This window comes from Paraburkholderia solisilvae (assembly GCF_902859875.1).
Classification (GTDB): Bacteria; Pseudomonadota; Gammaproteobacteria; order Burkholderiales; family Burkholderiaceae; genus Paraburkholderia; species Paraburkholderia solisilvae.
In genome coordinates this window covers 1-15,486 of record NZ_CADIKF010000089.1, presented here as the reverse complement: position 1 = coordinate 15,486, position 15,486 = coordinate 1, and the positions used below count along the sequence as shown (strand labels likewise).

Below are 15,486 nucleotides of genomic sequence, written 5' to 3'. Positions count from 1 at the left end.
GAACCTTGCGCGGCGTTTCCCGGCAAAGCAGCAACAGGCGATCCTCGACGTGTCGCTGGATCAGGCAAAGCTCGAAGCGATGCCGGTCAATGAATACGTCGATCTGTACGTCATCTAGTTCAGAAACGTAGCAACGTCATTTCCTCGAAAACCCCAGGAAAAACACCATGGCCCACAACCTCCACAAAACGCTCAAGGAATTCGACAGCGGTTCCGGCAAAGGCAAGTACTACTCGCTGCCGCAGCTTGGCAAGGCACTGAACGTGAAGATCGAGCGACTGCCCGTCTCGATCCGTATCGTGCTGGAATCGGTGCTGCGTAACTATGACGGCAAGAAGATCGCCGAAGAACACATCGAGCAGCTCGCGAACTGGAAGCCGAACGCGGCCCGCGTCGACGAAATCCCGTTCGTCGTGTCGCGCGTCGTGCTGCAGGACTTTACCGGCGTGCCGCTGCTTGCCGACATCGCCGCGATGCGCGGCGTCGCGCAGCGTGCGGGCAAGAACCCGAAGTCGATCGAGCCGCTCGTGCCGGTCGACCTCGTCGTCGACCACTCGGTGCAGATCGACCACTTCCGCGAGAAGAACGCGCTCGACCTGAACATGAAGCTGGAATTCCAGCGCAACAACGAGCGCTACCAGTTCATGAAGTGGGGCATGCAGGCGTTCGACACGTTCAAGGTCGTGCCGCCGGGCGTCGGCATCGTGCACCAGGTGAACCTCGAGTACCTCGCGCGCGGCGTGCACAAGAAGTCCGATAACGGCGACACCGTGTACTACCCGGATTCGCTGGTCGGCACCGACAGCCACACGACGATGATCAACGGCATCGGCGTGGTCGGCTGGGGCGTCGGCGGCATCGAAGCGGAAGCCGGCATGCTCGGCCAGCCGGTGTACTTCCTGACGCCGGATGTGGTCGGCGTGCACCTGAGCGGCAAGCTGCGCGAAGGCGTGACGGCGACCGACCTCGTGCTGACCATCACCGAACTGCTGCGCAAGGAAAAAGTGGTCGGCAAGTTCGTCGAGTTCTTCGGCGAAGGCACGCGCTCGCTGTCGGTGCCGGACCGCGCGACGATCGGCAACATGGCGCCGGAATACGGCGCGACGATGGGCTTTTTCCCGGTCGACGAAAAGACGATCGCGTTCTTCAACGGCACCGGCCGCACCGATGCGGAAATCGCCGCGTTCGAAAACTACTTCAAGGCACAGGAGCTGTTCGGCGTCGCAAGTGAAGGCGACATCGACTACACCAAGGTCGTGAAGCTCGATCTCGGTTCGGTTGCGCCGTCGCTCGCCGGTCCGAAGCGCCCGCAAGACCGCATCGAAATCGGCAACGTGAAGTCGACGTTCAAGGACCTGTTCTCGAAGCCGGTCGGCGAAAACGGCTTTGCGAAGAAGGCCGCGGACCTCGACGCGCAATACACGACCAGCAACGGCGTGAACGTGAAGAACGGCGACATCCTGATCGCCGCGATCACGTCGTGCACGAACACGTCGAACCCGAGCGTGCTGCTCGCGGCCGGCCTGCTCGCGAAAAAGGCCGTCGAAGCCGGCCTGACCGTCGCACCGCATATCAAGACGTCGCTCGCGCCCGGCTCGCGCATCGTGACCGACTACCTGACCAAGACCGGCCTGCTGCCGTACCTCGACAAGCTCGGCTTCACGCTCGCCGCATACGGCTGCACGACCTGTATCGGCAACGCCGGCGACCTGACGCCGGAACTGAACGAAGCGATCACGAAGAACGACATCGTCGCGGCCGCGGTGCTGTCGGGCAACCGTAACTTCGAAGCGCGGATTCACCCGAACCTGCGCGCGAACTTCCTCGCTTCGCCGCCGCTCGTCGTCGCTTATGCGATCGCCGGCAACATCACGCGCGATCTGATGACCGAGCCGGTCGGCCAGGGCAAGGGCGGCAAGGACATCTACCTCGGCGACATCTGGCCGACGAGCGACGAAGTCAATGCGCTGCTGAAATTCGCGCTGGACGCCGAGACGTTCCGTACGAACTACGCGCAGCTCACGAAGAAGGGCGACCTGTGGAGCAAGATCGAGGGCGCCGAAGGCCAGGTCTACGACTGGCCGAAGTCGACCTACATCGCCGAGCCGCCGTTCTTCGGCGACGACTTCTCGATGGAGCCGTCGACCAGCATCGCCGCGGTCAAGGGCGGCCGTGCGCTCGGCGTGTTCGGTGATTCGGTGACGACCGACCACATCAGCCCGGCAGGCTCGATCAAGGAAGACTCGCCGGCCGGCAAATGGCTGAAGGAAAACGGCGTGCAGAAGGCCGACTTCAACAGCTACGGCTCGCGTCGCGGCAATCACGACGTGATGATGCGCGGCACCTTCGCGAACGTGCGGATCAAGAATTTCATGATCCCGATGAAGGCGGACGGCACACGCGTCGAAGGCGGCCTGACGATTCACCAGCCGGGCGGCGAACAGATGTTCATCTACGACGCCGCGATGAAGTACATCGGCGAAGGCACGCCGACCTTCGTGTTTGCCGGCGAAGAGTACGGCACGGGCTCGTCGCGCGACTGGGCGGCGAAGGGTACGCAACTGCTGGGCGTGAAGGTGGTCGTGGCGCGCAGCTTCGAGCGGATTCACCGTTCGAATCTGGTCGGCATGGGCGTGCTGCCGCTGCAGTTCAAGGGCTCGGACAGCATCCAGTCGCTCGGCATCACCGGCGACGAAACGTACGACGTCGAAGGTCTCGGCGACGACTTCAAGCCGCAACAGGAAGTCACGCTGGTGATCCACCGCAAGAACGGCGAAACGAAGCGCGTACCGGTGCTGCTGCGCATCGACACGCCGATCGAAGTCGACTACTACAAGCACGGCGGGATTCTGCCGTACGTGCTGCGCTCGCTGCTCGCCGCGTAACGTTACGTCGGCGCAAGCGCAAGCTAGCGTATCGCAAGTGCTGCGTCCCTCGAACGGGACGCAGCGGTTTTCGAAGCCCAGCATTCATTGCTGGGCTTTTTTATTGCTCGGCTATCGCGACGCCGGGCTCGGGCGTGATGCCGGTCGCCGCTGTGCCGCTTGCTGCGGAGGCAACGGCCTAGCGCTCGACGTCATCGCGTCGCAGTTGCGCGATCAGCGCGCGCATGCGAGCGACCAGACTGTCGAGCAATGCGGCCGGCGGTTCCGGCTGCGTGACGCTTGCCTCGCGCAGCGCATCCATCAGCCCGGCCGCGCCGACAAGCCCGACCGCGCCGCTCAGCCGATGCAGCAACGCACGCTGCTCCTCTCTCTCGCCCCGTTCCCGGCACGTGCGCAGGCATGCGAGGTCATCCTGCATCGCTTGCTGCCAGCCGTTCAATACTTCGCGGACGTCGACGCCCTGTCCGGCAAGCGCATCGAGATGCTGACGATCGAGCGGCTCCTCGTGTGGTGGCTCGACGGGTGGTGGCTCGACGGGTGGTGGCTCCGCGGGCGCCGCACCCGGCAACGGCCCGGAAAAGAGCGCGCGCAGGCAAGCAGCGAGCGCATCGAGACTGGTCGGCTTCGGCAGCACTGCCGCGAACAACCCGGGCGGCACGTCAGCGCGTTTGCCGGCATCCGTTTCGCCGGTTATCAGAACGACCGGCATGGTGCTCGACAAGCCGCGATTCATCGCGCGCACGCGCGCCGCGAGTTCGATGCCGCTCGCGCCAGGCATATGCAGATCGGTAATCAGCAAATCGAAGCACTGACGAGTCATTTCGGCCAGCGCCGCTTCGGCGTCCACCGCGGTGACGCAGCGATATCCGAGCACATCGAGTTGGCGCGCCACCACTTTGCGGTTGATTTCGTTATCGTCGACGACCAGCGCCGTGCGGGTCGCCTCAGCCGGCGCCGCTGTCCGCGTGTCCGGCGTGCGCGGGCGCCGCGCGCGCATCCGATGCTGACTGCCTCGCAGCGCGCAGACGCGCTGGACCGCGCTCCACAGGAGCGGATTCACCGATAACGTGAGCGCGCCGTTTGCATCGCGCAGACCACCTGGGATAAATGATTCGGTTAGCGAAACGACACGCGATGCACGTGCTGCGTCGGGAGGCGGTGCCTGCTCGTCGACAAACCAGAGATCGACATCCGCCGGTTCGGGCATACCCTCCGGCACGACCACGACGCCAAGCTTGTCGAGCAGATCGCACAACGCGAGGCGCTCGTCGCGAGCCGACAGTTCGACCACCGCGCGGCGCCGGCTGCCGTCCGATGGCAAACGGGCGAAGCGCTCCACCGTCAGCGGCGCATGAAATGCCACGCAGACGCCGAACGCCGCGCTATTGCCGACCTCGATATCCCCGCCCATACGCTGAGCCAGCACGCGGCACAGCGCGAGGTCCGGATCGTCCAACCCGACAAGGCCGGCCGGCACCGGCACCGCGCCCTCATCGCCGGGCACGCGGCGCGGGTCGGCCGGTTCCGCGCGCAGCGCGCCGCTGATACCGATGAACACGCGCTGCGAGCCCGCATTCAAAGTCTCGGTGCGAGCCGCAATCGTCAGCTGGCCGGCATCGGCCGATGCGATCGCCGCACCCAGCAGATTGAACACGATCTGACCGACCCGATCGCGATCGGCAAGCACGGACGCGGCCAGGGACCGGTCGATGCAGACGCGCAAGCGCAACCCTTTTGCGATTGCGCGCGGCGCGAGCAGCACCACCGCCGCGTCGATGACGTCGCGCAAATCGAGCGGTGTTTCGTCCAGCACGATCGCGCGCGTGTCGGGCGGCGACGGATCGAACCCGTCGCGCACGGTTTGCGCGAGCGTCGCCAGCGCCGCATGAATGATCTGAGTGAATGGCGCGCCGCCCTGTGGCGCGAGACGCCGCGCGGCCTGCGCATCGGTCTCGTTCAGCATCTCGACGATCGCTTGCGCCGGATCGCAAACGAGGCGTTGCGCGCGCTCGGCAACCTGTGCGCGTTCGCGTGCAGCGGCGCTGGACCGCCGCTGCACTTCGACGCGCAGATGCTCCGCGCGAGCATGTCGAGCCGCATCGTCGCGACGCAGTTTCGCGAGTTCGTCCTCGAATCCGCGCAGGCGATGCAGCGAACGCTCGAGCGCCGTGCGCGAACGCGACCACGCGATCAGGCTGGCGACCACCACGCCGGTCGCCGGTGCGCCGAGCAACGCGAACGCACACATCGACGCCAGCGCCGCTGGCTGCTGCACCGCGCCCGCAATCGCAACGTCGCGCAGACGACGCGTGTGCGGCAACGCACTCGCCGAAGGGGCCGTGTGAGTCATTGCTTGCAATTCCGGTGGCGGATCAGTCGATCAGCTTGTGATAGGTCGCGAATTCGATCATGCCGGCAAGCGACGACACGCCGAGTTTCTCGCGCAGCCGCGTTTTGTATGTGCTCACTGTTTTGTCACTGATGAAGAGCGCCTCGCCGATCGTCTTGTTCGACATGCCCTTCGCGAGCATCTGCAACACGACCAGTTCCTTGTCCGAGAGCAGATCGAGCCTGTCGCGCTCGCTGATCTCCCCGACGATCGGCGCGACGATCGTACCTGAGGTCATCGGAAACACGCTGTACCCGGACAGGATCGCCTCGACGCCGCGCACGATCTCGCGAATGTCCTGCGTCTTGCTCACGAACCCCTGCGCACCCGCGCGTACCGCCCGCTGCACGAACGTGGACGTATCGTGGCCGGACAGGATCATCACGCGGATGTCCGGATGGGCGAGCCGCAAGCGCGGAATGACGTCGAGCCCATTGATGCGCGGAATGTCGAGGTCGAGAATCGCGAGATCCGGCAAATGCTGGCGCGTCATTTCGACCGCTTCCTGGCCGTTGTCGGCCTCCACAATGTCGCCGATGTTCGAGACCTGCGCAAGGTGTGTCCGGATGACGAGGCGCAGTGCCGGGTGATCGTCAACGATCATGACGGTGGTCATGTTTTGTTCTCCAAATTTATTATTCATGCATGAGTCAATGAAAATTCATCGACGCTTGTCGACGTCGCTTTTTGCCGTGTTTAGCCGTTGTGCATGCTCCTGTCCTCGCCTGTTCGTCATGTCCGTGCGCCGGACCCGGATTTTTATCACGGTCGATCCGGCGGCCGGTCATGAAGATTCATTTCCGGCTGATGCCTTATGCATGACGTCCGGGTTCTCGACCCGTTTCATGCTTGCCTGCGTCAGCGCCTCTGCTTTCCCGCAGGATCGAGCATAAACAGGTTGGCGCGCGCAAAGTCCAGGAAATTTCCCGGCGCGTCGTCGGATTCGTCAGCAGTTGAAATTTCGCAAGGGAACGCCGCCGGTCATCAGGCGGGGAGAAAGCCGGGGCCTGATGCGACGCGATCGCCGTGATGGCGTACGAAGCGCTGATGGCGGCGCAGCGCAGGAGCGGCGCGAGAGCCCGGCGCAGTCAGTGCGGACGGGTGGCGCGCAGAGGAGAAGACATCACTTGCGCACTACGCGTGCCGCATTGCGGCCGCGCAGCCATTCGAGTGCGAGCAGCAGGCACGTCGAAAATATGATGAGAATGGTCGCGAGTGCCGCAATTGTCGGGCTGATGTTTTCGCGGATGCCGGTGAACATCTGACGCGGCAGCGTGGTCTGGTCGGCGCCCGCGAGAAAAAGCGTGACGACCACTTCATCGAACGACGTCGCAAACGCGAACAGCGCACCGGAAATCACGCCCGGCGCGATCACCGGCAGGGTGATGCGGAAGAAGGTTTGCAGCGGGTTCGCGCCGAGCGACAGGCTCGCGCGCACCAGGTTGTAGTTGAAGCCCTGCAGCGTGGCCGCGACCGTGGTCACGACGAACGGTACGCCGAGCGCCGCATGGGCCATGATCAGCCCGGCATAGGTATTGGCGAGACCGAGCGGCGCAAAGAACAGATACATGCCGACGCCGACCACCACCACCGGGACGATCATCGGCGAAATCAGCACGGCCATCAGCAGCGACTTGCCGCGAAAGTTCGCCTTCGTGAGGCCGATCGCGGCGAGCGTGCCGAGCACCGTCGCGAGCACGGTGGCCGATGGCGCAACGATAAAGCTGTTTTTCGCTGCCATGCGCCATTCGTCCGACCCGATCAGGTTCTGGTACCAGCGCAGCGACCAGCCCGGAATCGGATAAACGAGGAAGGTGCTCGACGAAAACGACAGCGGCACGATCGCCAGCACCGGCAGCACCAGATACAGCAGCGTGAGCAGCGCGAGGACGCGCAACGCGAAGTACCACACGCGCTCGGCGAGCGACGTGTGCGGCGCGAACATCGGTTTGGCGAATTTCATGGTCCGGGTCGCTCCTGGCGCCGCTTCTGAAACGTCAGCCAAGGCTGACTTGCGAGCGCGTGAAGCGCCCGTAGATCACATACAGCACGATCGTCGCCGCCAGCAGCAACGCGCCAAGCGCACAGGCCATGCCCCAGTTGATCGTCACGTTCGTGAAGTACGCGACGTAGTAGCTGACCATCTGGTCGTTCGGTCCGCCGAGTAGCGCGGGCGTGATGTAGTAGCCGATCGCCAGGATGAACACCAGCAACGCGCCCGCGCCGACACCCGGGTAGGTCTGCGGCACGTAGACGCGCCAGAACGCGGCGAACGGGTGACTGCCGAGCGAAATCGCCGCGCGCTGATATGACGGCGGAATCGACTTCATCACGCTGTACAGCGGCAGGATCATGAACGGCAGCAGAATATGCGTCATCGAGATATACACGCCGACCCGGTTGAACAGCAGCGCCAGCGGATCGTGAATCAGCCCGCTGCCGATCAGCGCCTTGTTGACGAGCCCTTCGTTCTGCAGAATCACGATCCACGCGGCGACGCGCACCAGAATCGATGTCCAGAACGGGATCAGCACGAGAATCATGACCAGATTCGCGCGGCGTTCCGAGAGCGTCGAAATCCAGTATGCGAGCGGATAGCCGAGCAGCAGTGCGCAGACGGTGACGACCGCGCCGATCAGAAACGTGCGCGCGAATACTGCGAGGTAGATCTGCTGTTCAGGGTCGGTCGGTGCGATGTTGCCAAACGCATCCTGCCGGTGATCGAGCGACGCGAGCAGGTAGAACGGCGAATACACGCCGCGGTTCTTTGCGATCGCGCGCCAGTATCTGGGGTCGCCCCAGCGTTCGTCGAGTTCGAGAATCTTCGCGCGCATCTGCGCGGGCGGGAGTGCGTGACCGGCGTCGTCGGCGAGCGGCATCGCGCGGGCGGTCTTTGCGACGAGCGAGCGATAGCCCGGAATTTCGGTGTTCAGCCGCCGCGCGAGGGCGCCCATCGCCTCGCCGTCGGCGACCGCGGTCAAGTCTGCGGCAAGCGCTGCGTAGACGGCATCGTCGGGCACGGACTTCAGATCCCAGTCGCGCAGCGCGGCGCCGGTACGCGGCAACGCCGTTGCGATTTCCGGATTTTGCACGGCGCGCGTCAACAGCGTGCCGATCGGCACGACGAAGATCAGCAGCAGGAAAATCGCAAGCGGCGCGATCAGCAGCAGCGCCATCACGCGTTTGCGCGACTCGGCCGCTTTGAGTTCACGCTTGAGCTTGCCCGCGGATTCGGGTGTTGCGTCTGCGGTGATTGTCGCTGTGGTCAACTCTGGTTTCTCCTGCGAGTGAAGCGGCGTCAGCGCTTTAGCGCTGACGCCGCTCCGCACTTCCCACCAATCCAATCCCCTACTTCGACGCCCACGAAGCAAACCGCTGCTCGAGTTCATCGCCATGGTCGGTCCAGAACGTCAGATTCTGCAGCACCGCGTTCTTCCCATTGGTCGGCGAGTTCGGCAGATTCGCCAGCGTCTTCGCATCAAGCGACTTGATCGCCGCCTCATTCACCGGCCCATACGCAATATGCTTCGCGTACTCCTGCTGCGGCTGCGATGAAATCGAGTATGAGATGTACTGCTCGGCCAGCGCCTTGTTCGGCGTGCCCTTCGGCATCGCCCAATAGTCGAGGTCGTAGATGCTGCCGTTCCACACCACTTTCAGGTTTTTGCCTTCTTTCTGCGCGGCGTCGATGCGGCCGTTATACGCAGTCGACATCACGACGTCGCCGGCCACCAGAAACTGCGGCGGCTGCGCGCCGGCTTCCCACCACTGGATGTTCGGCTTCAACTCGTCCAGTTTCCTGAACGCGCGGTCCTGGCCGTCCTTGGTTGCGAGCACCTTGTAGACATCCTTGGGCGGCACGCCGTCGGCCATCAACGCGAACTCGAGGTTGTAGCGCGCGCCTTTGCGCATGCCGCGTTTGCCCGGATACTTCTTCACGTCCCAGAAGTCGGCCCAGCTCGCCGGCGCCGTCTTCAGCTTGTCCGCGTTGTAGGCCATCGCGGTCGACCAGACGAAAATGCCGACGCCGCAAGTCTGCGGCGCTTCCGGAACCAGGTCGGACTTCTTGCCGATCTTCGACCAGTCGAGCTTTTCATAAAGACCTTCGTCGCAGCCGCGGCCGAGATCGCCCGATTCGACTTCGACGACATCCCAGTTCACATGCTTCGCTTCGACCATGGCCTTCACTTTGGCCTGCTCACCGTTGTACTCGACCGCCGTTACCTTCGCACCGCTCTTCGCTTCGAACGGCTGGTTGAAGGCGATCTTCTGCGCGTCGCCGTTCGCGCCGCCGAAGTTCACCACCGTCAATTCTGCCGCGCCAACCTGCGCCGCGGCGCCGAATACGGCGACTGCTGCACCGATTGCGATTGCACAGCGCGCTTGCCCGCTTCTTCTCATGATGACCTCCTCGTTTATTGATAGCTTGCCTGCCAGAGCCTGATACGCATGCGTGCCCGGTTCGATGCGCTCACGCGAACACACGCAGATGCTCCGGTGCGAATTCCAGCGCGACAGGTGCGCCCGGCGCGAATCGTTCGATTGCTTCGGTGCCGAGCGGCACCTTCACGAAACACTCGTCCTGCTGCGGCAGGCCGCAGCGCATTCTCACGTGATCGCCGAAATAAATCAGGCCGCGCGCTTCGCCCGCGAGCGCATTCGCGCCGGGCCGCGACCCATCCGCGGCAAGCTTCATCCGTTCGGGACGAATACACGCAACCGCGGCGGTTCCCGCCTGCGCGCCGCCGATATTGCGCCCGACGAGGCGCGTACCGTCGACCAGGTGAAACTCGCAGAAGTCGCCGTCGACCTGCGCGATGGTGCCGCGCAAGCGGTTGCTGTCGCCGATGAAGTTCGCGACGAACTCGTTGCATGGCGACTCGTATAGCCGGTCCACCGTGTCGAGCTGCTGCACGATGCCCTTGTCGAACACGGCCACGCGATCGGACATCGTCAATGCCTCGCCCTGGTCGTGCGTCACGTAGACGAAGGTCACGCCGAGCTTCTCGTGCAGCGATTTCAGTTCGTACTGCATGTGTTCGCGCAACTGCTTGTCGAGTGCCCCGAGCGGCTCGTCCATCAGCACCAGCTTCGGCTCGAACACGAGGGCGCGCGCCAGCGCGATGCGCTGCTGCTGGCCGCCGGAAAGCTGCGCCGGATAGCGCTTTGCGAAGCTCTCCATGCGCACCGTGGTCAATGCCTGATTGACGCGCTGGGCGCGCTCGGCAGCCGCGAGCTTGCGCACGCTCAGCGGATACGCGACATTCTGTTCGACCGTCAGATGCGGGAACAACGCGTAGTTCTGAAACACCATGCCGATGTTGCGCTTGTGCGGCGGCACCGTATTGAGCAGCGTGCCGTCGAGCCAGATATCGCCGCCGGTCGGAAATTCGAAACCCGCCAGCATCATCAGGCAAGTGGTCTTGCCCGAACCGGACGGCCCCAGCAGCGTGAGAAATTCGCCCTGGTAAATGTCGAGATCGAGATGCTTGACGACGAGCGTCTCGCCGTCATACGTCTTGCGCACGCCTCGAAAACTGACGATCACGTCTGCGGTTTTCATTGTGGGTGTCTCCTTTGCGCGCCGACCGCCTGGTTGTCCGTAGGGTTCGGCTCGAGGCTCTTCTGCGAGTCTAATCCCGGCGGTGGCTCCCTCGCCAGCAAGGGATTGCATTGATTGCGCGATCCAATATAGCCGGTTACGGTTCTACCTTATGGAACCATTTCATTATTCCGGATAGAACCACTTGGACACGGTCATCCTGTCGGACTGGCTTGCCGCGCGGCTCGATCGCGGCGATGCCGAACCGGTTTACCGTCAGTTGCTGCGGCTGTTGCAGCAAGCCGTCCTGACGAGTCAGTTGCCGCCCGGCACGAAGCTGCCAAGCTCGCGCATGCTGGCTGCCGATCTGCGGATCGCGCGCAACACGGTGCTGCATGTCTACGACCAGTTGACCGCCGAGGGTTACGTGCTGTCGACCACCGGCAGCGGTACGTATGTTGCCGATACGCGGCCCGACTGCCGCGCGGTCGACGCGCGAAAAGCGGCGCCCTCCAGCCATCAGGCTGGCGAACCCGCACTGGCGGATGCGGCACGCGCCGGCCGCCTCGCCGGCGCCGCCGCCGGCGCCAGTGACGCGCGGAATGCCGCGCACCCCGCCTCGCAGCCATTGCATCGCACCGAGACCCGCGACCTGTCCGTGCGCGGGAAGCGGCTCATCCGGCAGGCCGGCGTCTCGGCGAAACAGTGGGGCGCGTTCATGCCGGGTGTGCCGGACGTGTCGGAGTTTCCCGCACGCACATGGAGCCGCCTGCAGGCGAAGCTGTGGAAGCAGGCGAACCCGGACCTGTTGACCTACGCGCCCGGCGGCGGCTACCGGCCGCTGCGGCGCGCGCTATCGGACTATCTGCGGGTCGCCCGTTCGGTGAACTGCACACCGGATCAGATCATCATCACCACCGGCATTCATCAGTCGATCGACCTCGCGGTGCGCCTGCTCACCGACGTCGGCGATCGCGCATGGGTTGAAGAGCCGTGTTACTGGGGGGTGCGCAGCGTGCTGCAATCGTCGGGGCTCACGCTTGCGCCTGTGCCCGTCGACGACGAAGGGCTGAACCCGCGCGAGCCGGATTTGCGTACGCCGCCGCGGCTCGCGCTCGTCACGCCGTCGCATCAGTATCCGCTCGGCATGGTGATGAGCCTCGCACGGCGCCGCACGCTGCTCGAGTACGCGAAGCGCCACGGCGTATGGATCATTGAGGACGACTACGACAGCGAGTTCCGCTACGGCAGCCGGCCGCTTGCGTCGCTGCAGGGCCTCGACGATGCGGGCCGCGTGATCTATGTGGGCAGCCTCGGCAAGATGCTGTTTCCGGGGCTGCGGATCGGCTACATGATCGCGCCGGAGGAACTCGTCGATACGTTCAGGACCGGCGTGGCCGAGCTGTATCGCGAAGGTCAGCTGATGCAGCAGGCGGTGCTGACCGAATTCATTATGGATGGCTATCTGACTTCGCACGTGCGGCGCATGCGCGCGCTGTACGGCGAGCGTCGGCAGATGCTGATCGACGCGATCACCGCGCGTTTCGGCAACGCGCTGCCAGTGATGGGCGACGAGGCCGGCCTGCATTTCGTGCTCGGCCTGCCGGGCCATGCGAACGACCGCGCGGTGACCGCGGCCGCATACGCTGCTGGTGTGATCGTGCGACCGCTCGCCGCGTATTACAGCAGCGAGATGCCCGCGCGGCGCGGGCTGTTGCTTGGTTACGCGTGCGTGCCGAATGAGAGGATCGGGCCGGCGTTCGACACGCTTGCGCGAGTGATCGAAGAGACCGCGTTGCGCGTATCGCCGCACGCGGCGTAAGCGCCGCGCGACGCCTGCGCGCACGGCATCGGCTGAAAACGGACGCTATCTGTCGCTTGCCGAACCGCTGCCGGTCTTGCCGCCATGGAGGACATCATTTAGCGAAGCCGGCGGCGGCAGCGCGCCGTACTCGATGAGCCTCAGCCGATGCGGACCGCCTGCCGCCGCATCGATATGCGCCTCCCTGAATTCCAGCGCCCCTTCCGCGATATCGCGCGGCGGCATCGACTCGAGTGCCTCACGCGTATAGCCGAGGCGGCTTGCCATCACACGCGTGTTGAAATCGACGTTGTCCTGCAGCGATGCGCCGATGTATCCGCGGGCGTCGATCTCGTACAGATCGTAGCAGCCGGGACCATATTCGCCGTCGCCGAACACGCGCGCCCCATCGGCGGTCTCGGACACGATCAGCGCGTCGCCCGAAATCATTTTGTCGATGCCGCCGAAATGCGTCGACGGCAAAAAGCCGTACTGCTGAATGGCATCGCGTTCGGAAACCGGCGCAACGCGGTACACCGTCGAGAAAGCCTTCTTTTCCAGCATCCCCTGTCTGTTCAGGTACAAGCCCTGGGAAGCCGGCGTGTGCACTTCGATGTTCGCCCCCGCTGTCGCAGCGGCGGGTTTCGGTGCAGGAAAGTCGTGCGCCCGCGTCGATGCGCTCGTTGGCTTGCCCGATAACGCGTCGGATGACGGCGGCGGAATATCCATCGGTGTTTGCGCATTCGAATGCGGAGGCGATACCGTGTCCATCGGCGACTGCGCATTCGAACGCGGCGGCGATGCCGTATCCATCGGCGACTGCGCATTCGAACGCGGCGGCGATGCCGTATCCATCGGCGACTGTGCATTCGAACGCGGCTGCGATGCCGTATCCATCGGCGACTGCGCGTTCGAGCGCGGCGGCGACGTCGTATCCATCGGCGACTGTGTGGGCGCGCCTGTCCGTTCCGCTGCGGCGGCGGTTGCCGGCCGCGCACCAACCGGCCGTTCGCCGACAATCGTCAAGTCGAAGCGCAAGCCGCCGCCCGGGCGCGACAGGACAGCGACCGAGCCCGCTCCTGCGAACCGCCCGCCGATAACGGGGTTGAACGGGCCGCCGCTGACAAACGACAGTGCGACCTGAAGCGCGATGTCCGCGGGCCTGGCATCCGGCGTCCTACCCTCCCTGGGCGGAATCTTCGACCCGACGCAGGACGTACGCGCCGGCAAGCCCATGCGCCAGTTGTAATACCGGCATTGAAACTCTGCCCAGCTTTCCTTGTTCGACTGCCACCTGGGTTTGAACTGGGCGCGTTTCACTCGAACCGGGACATCGCGCGCCCCGGCATCCTGGCGATTCGATTCAATCCACGCCTGCCCCGTTGCCAGGCTGCCCATGCCAACCATGCTAACCATGCACACTCCGCCGATAGCCCCGGCGCCGGGCCGGTACGCAACCCATGATAGGCATCTGGATCGCTTGCCGGACCTGCATGGATAACACCACCGGCCCTCGACGACGCCGGCGTAGCGCGCCCCTCACTTCAAGCCGAAATCCACCCGCGTCGTCGCGCCTTTATCCTTGATGTCTTTCGCGTCGAGCTTCGGCGCGACGATAAACACGCGGCTGCCGTCGATCTTCCCGTCGAAGTATTGCTGCACCGCCTGCGCGCGCCGCTGCGCGAGATCGCGCAAGCTCGCTTCATTGATCGGCGCGTGTTCGGCGAGTGCGTTCTTCATATCGTCGTCGGGCAGCGTCTTCGTCAGGCCGACGAGGTTGCGCGGCTTCTTGAAGTCCGCGTCTTTATACGCCTTCGTCAAGTACTTCTGATATTCGTTCGAGTCGACCTTCACGCTCGACGTATCGACGCTCTCGCCGTTGCCGACCACATCTTTCAGCTTCTGCTGCTTGACGAGCCGATCGACATAACGCGTGCGCAGCGCCGGTTCGTCGATCGCCGGATCGACGCGCCCGATCAGGTCGATCCGCACCGACGGCTTGTCGGCCAGCGCCTTTGCGATCGTATCGAGCTTCTGGTCGGCCGCATCGGACAACTTCGCGGAACCCGGCTCGAATTCGACATAGCCGAAGTCCTCGCCGCTTCCGCCGCCGAACGCATGCGCGAGCAGCGAGAACGGCGCGGTCACGGCTTTTTCCAGCAGGTTCAGCACCGCGCGCCAGACCAGCCCGCCAATGCTGAACTCCGGATTGTCGAGCGACCCCGACACCGGAATGTCCACGTCGATCTCGCCGCGCGAGTTCTTCAGCAGCGAAATCGCGAGTTTCACCGGCAGCTTCGTTGCAGTGTCGTTGTCGACGTGGTCGCCGAAGGTCAGCTGATCGATGAACAGATGGTTGTTCGCGCTCAGTTGATTGTTCTCGAGCTTGTAGTGCAGATCGACGTTCAGCTTGCCCTTCGTGATCGGATAGCCCGCGTATTTCGCCGAATACGGCGTGAGATTGGTCAACTCGATGTCGTGCGCCGAGGCGGTCAGATCGAGCGCGGGCTTCGCGATCAGCGGATTGACCGTGCCGCGGATCGACAGCGGACCGTTCGCCGCGAGCTTGGCGGCGATATCCACCGGCGCGGACGTCGTCGATTGCGTACCGAACGCGCCGACCGTGCCGTGGATCGATACGAGGTTCGCCGTGTAGTTCGGTTTGACGAAGTTGTCGGTGTAGGTGACGCGGCCGTTTTGCAGCACCAGTTGGCCGAAGTGCAGTTTTACCGGCGCGCTCGGCGCGGTCTGTGTTTTTGTTTGCGCTGTGGTCTGTGCAGTCGTCTGCGTTTTTCCCGCAGCGGCAGTGGCCGTGCGCGGCGCCGAAGCGGGCGGCGGCGCGGTCGCGGTCGCCGCGCTAGCCGGGCCG

At 64.2% G+C, this 15,486-nt stretch carries 10 protein-coding genes; 2 read left to right on the top strand and 8 right to left on the bottom strand.

What is annotated here, in order from left to right:
* The first annotated feature begins 167 nt into the window (after positions 1–167).
* Positions 168–2,885: an aconitate hydratase AcnA gene (gene acnA, locus HV675_RS31135; RefSeq protein ID WP_175115307.1), complete on the top strand. Its 2,718-nt coding sequence runs from the start codon at positions 168–170 to the stop codon at positions 2,883–2,885.
* Positions 2,886–3,063: 178 nt separating this feature from the next.
* Here the strand turns inward: acnA and HV675_RS31130 are convergent, their stop codons facing one another.
* The 6 genes from HV675_RS31130 to HV675_RS31105 form a co-directional block, all read right to left on the bottom strand.
* On the bottom strand, positions 3,064–5,235 hold the full coding sequence (locus HV675_RS31130; protein WP_175115306.1) for a response regulator: 2,172 nt from the start codon (positions 5,233–5,235) through the stop codon (positions 3,064–3,066).
* Positions 5,236–5,257: 22 nt separating this feature from the next.
* Positions 5,258–5,890: a response regulator transcription factor gene (locus tag HV675_RS31125; protein ID WP_175115305.1), complete on the bottom strand. Its 633-nt coding sequence runs from the start codon at positions 5,888–5,890 to the stop codon at positions 5,258–5,260.
* Between the two features lie 507 nt (positions 5,891–6,397).
* On the bottom strand, positions 6,398–7,237 hold the full coding sequence (locus tag HV675_RS31120; protein ID WP_175115304.1) for an ABC transporter permease: 840 nt from the start codon (positions 7,235–7,237) through the stop codon (positions 6,398–6,400).
* A 34-nt stretch (positions 7,238–7,271) separates the two neighbouring features.
* Entirely contained in the window at positions 7,272–8,543 is a 1,272-nt protein-coding gene (locus HV675_RS31115) for an ABC transporter permease (RefSeq protein WP_246270668.1), read from the bottom strand.
* Positions 8,544–8,622: 79 nt separating this feature from the next.
* Positions 8,623–9,675, bottom strand: coding sequence for an ABC transporter substrate-binding protein (locus HV675_RS31110; RefSeq protein WP_175115303.1), 1,053 nt, complete (start codon positions 9,673–9,675; stop codon positions 8,623–8,625).
* Positions 9,676–9,745: 70 nt separating this feature from the next.
* The gene (locus HV675_RS31105; protein WP_175115302.1) at positions 9,746–10,837 is read right to left on the bottom strand and encodes an ABC transporter ATP-binding protein; all 1,092 of its coding nucleotides are present in this window, start codon (positions 10,835–10,837) and stop codon (positions 9,746–9,748) included.
* 184 nt (positions 10,838–11,021) lie between these two features.
* On the opposite strand from HV675_RS31105, the gene pdxR reads away from it, so the two are divergent.
* A complete protein-coding gene (pdxR, locus tag HV675_RS31100; protein ID WP_175115301.1) occupies positions 11,022–12,638 on the top strand; it encodes a MocR-like pyridoxine biosynthesis transcription factor PdxR in 1,617 nt (538 codons plus the stop codon).
* A 45-nt stretch (positions 12,639–12,683) separates the two neighbouring features.
* Here pdxR and HV675_RS31095 read toward each other — a convergent pair whose 3' ends face one another.
* Both HV675_RS31095 and HV675_RS31090 read right to left on the bottom strand, forming a co-directional pair.
* Positions 12,684–14,033, bottom strand: a complete 1,350-nt coding sequence (locus HV675_RS31095; protein ID WP_175115300.1) for a hypothetical protein — start codon at positions 14,031–14,033, stop codon at positions 12,684–12,686.
* Positions 14,034–14,156: 123 nt separating this feature from the next.
* Positions 14,157–15,486 (bottom strand): DUF748 domain-containing protein (locus tag HV675_RS31090; RefSeq protein WP_175115299.1); only part of this gene is annotated, 1,330 nt, incomplete at its 5' end.

Bases quoted from the DNA above. Each gene is read 5' to 3' on its own strand.
- HV675_RS31125 (WP_175115305.1), bottom strand. From the start codon at position 5,890: ATGACCACCGTCATGATCGTTGACGATCACCCGGCACTGCGCCTCGTC.
- HV675_RS31120 (WP_175115304.1), bottom strand. From the start codon at position 7,237: ATGAAATTCGCCAAACCGATGTTCGCGCCGCACACGTCGCTCGCCGAG.
- HV675_RS31130 (WP_175115306.1), bottom strand. From the start codon at position 5,235: ATGACTCACACGGCCCCTTCGGCGAGTGCGTTGCCGCACACGCGTCGT.
- acnA (WP_175115307.1), top strand. From the start codon at position 168: ATGGCCCACAACCTCCACAAAACGCTCAAGGAATTCGACAGCGGTTCC.
- HV675_RS31095 (WP_175115300.1), bottom strand. From the start codon at position 14,033: ATGGTTAGCATGGTTGGCATGGGCAGCCTGGCAACGGGGCAGGCGTGG.
- HV675_RS31110 (WP_175115303.1), bottom strand. From the start codon at position 9,675: ATGAGAAGAAGCGGGCAAGCGCGCTGTGCAATCGCAATCGGTGCAGCA.
- HV675_RS31105 (WP_175115302.1), bottom strand. From the start codon at position 10,837: ATGAAAACCGCAGACGTGATCGTCAGTTTTCGAGGCGTGCGCAAGACG.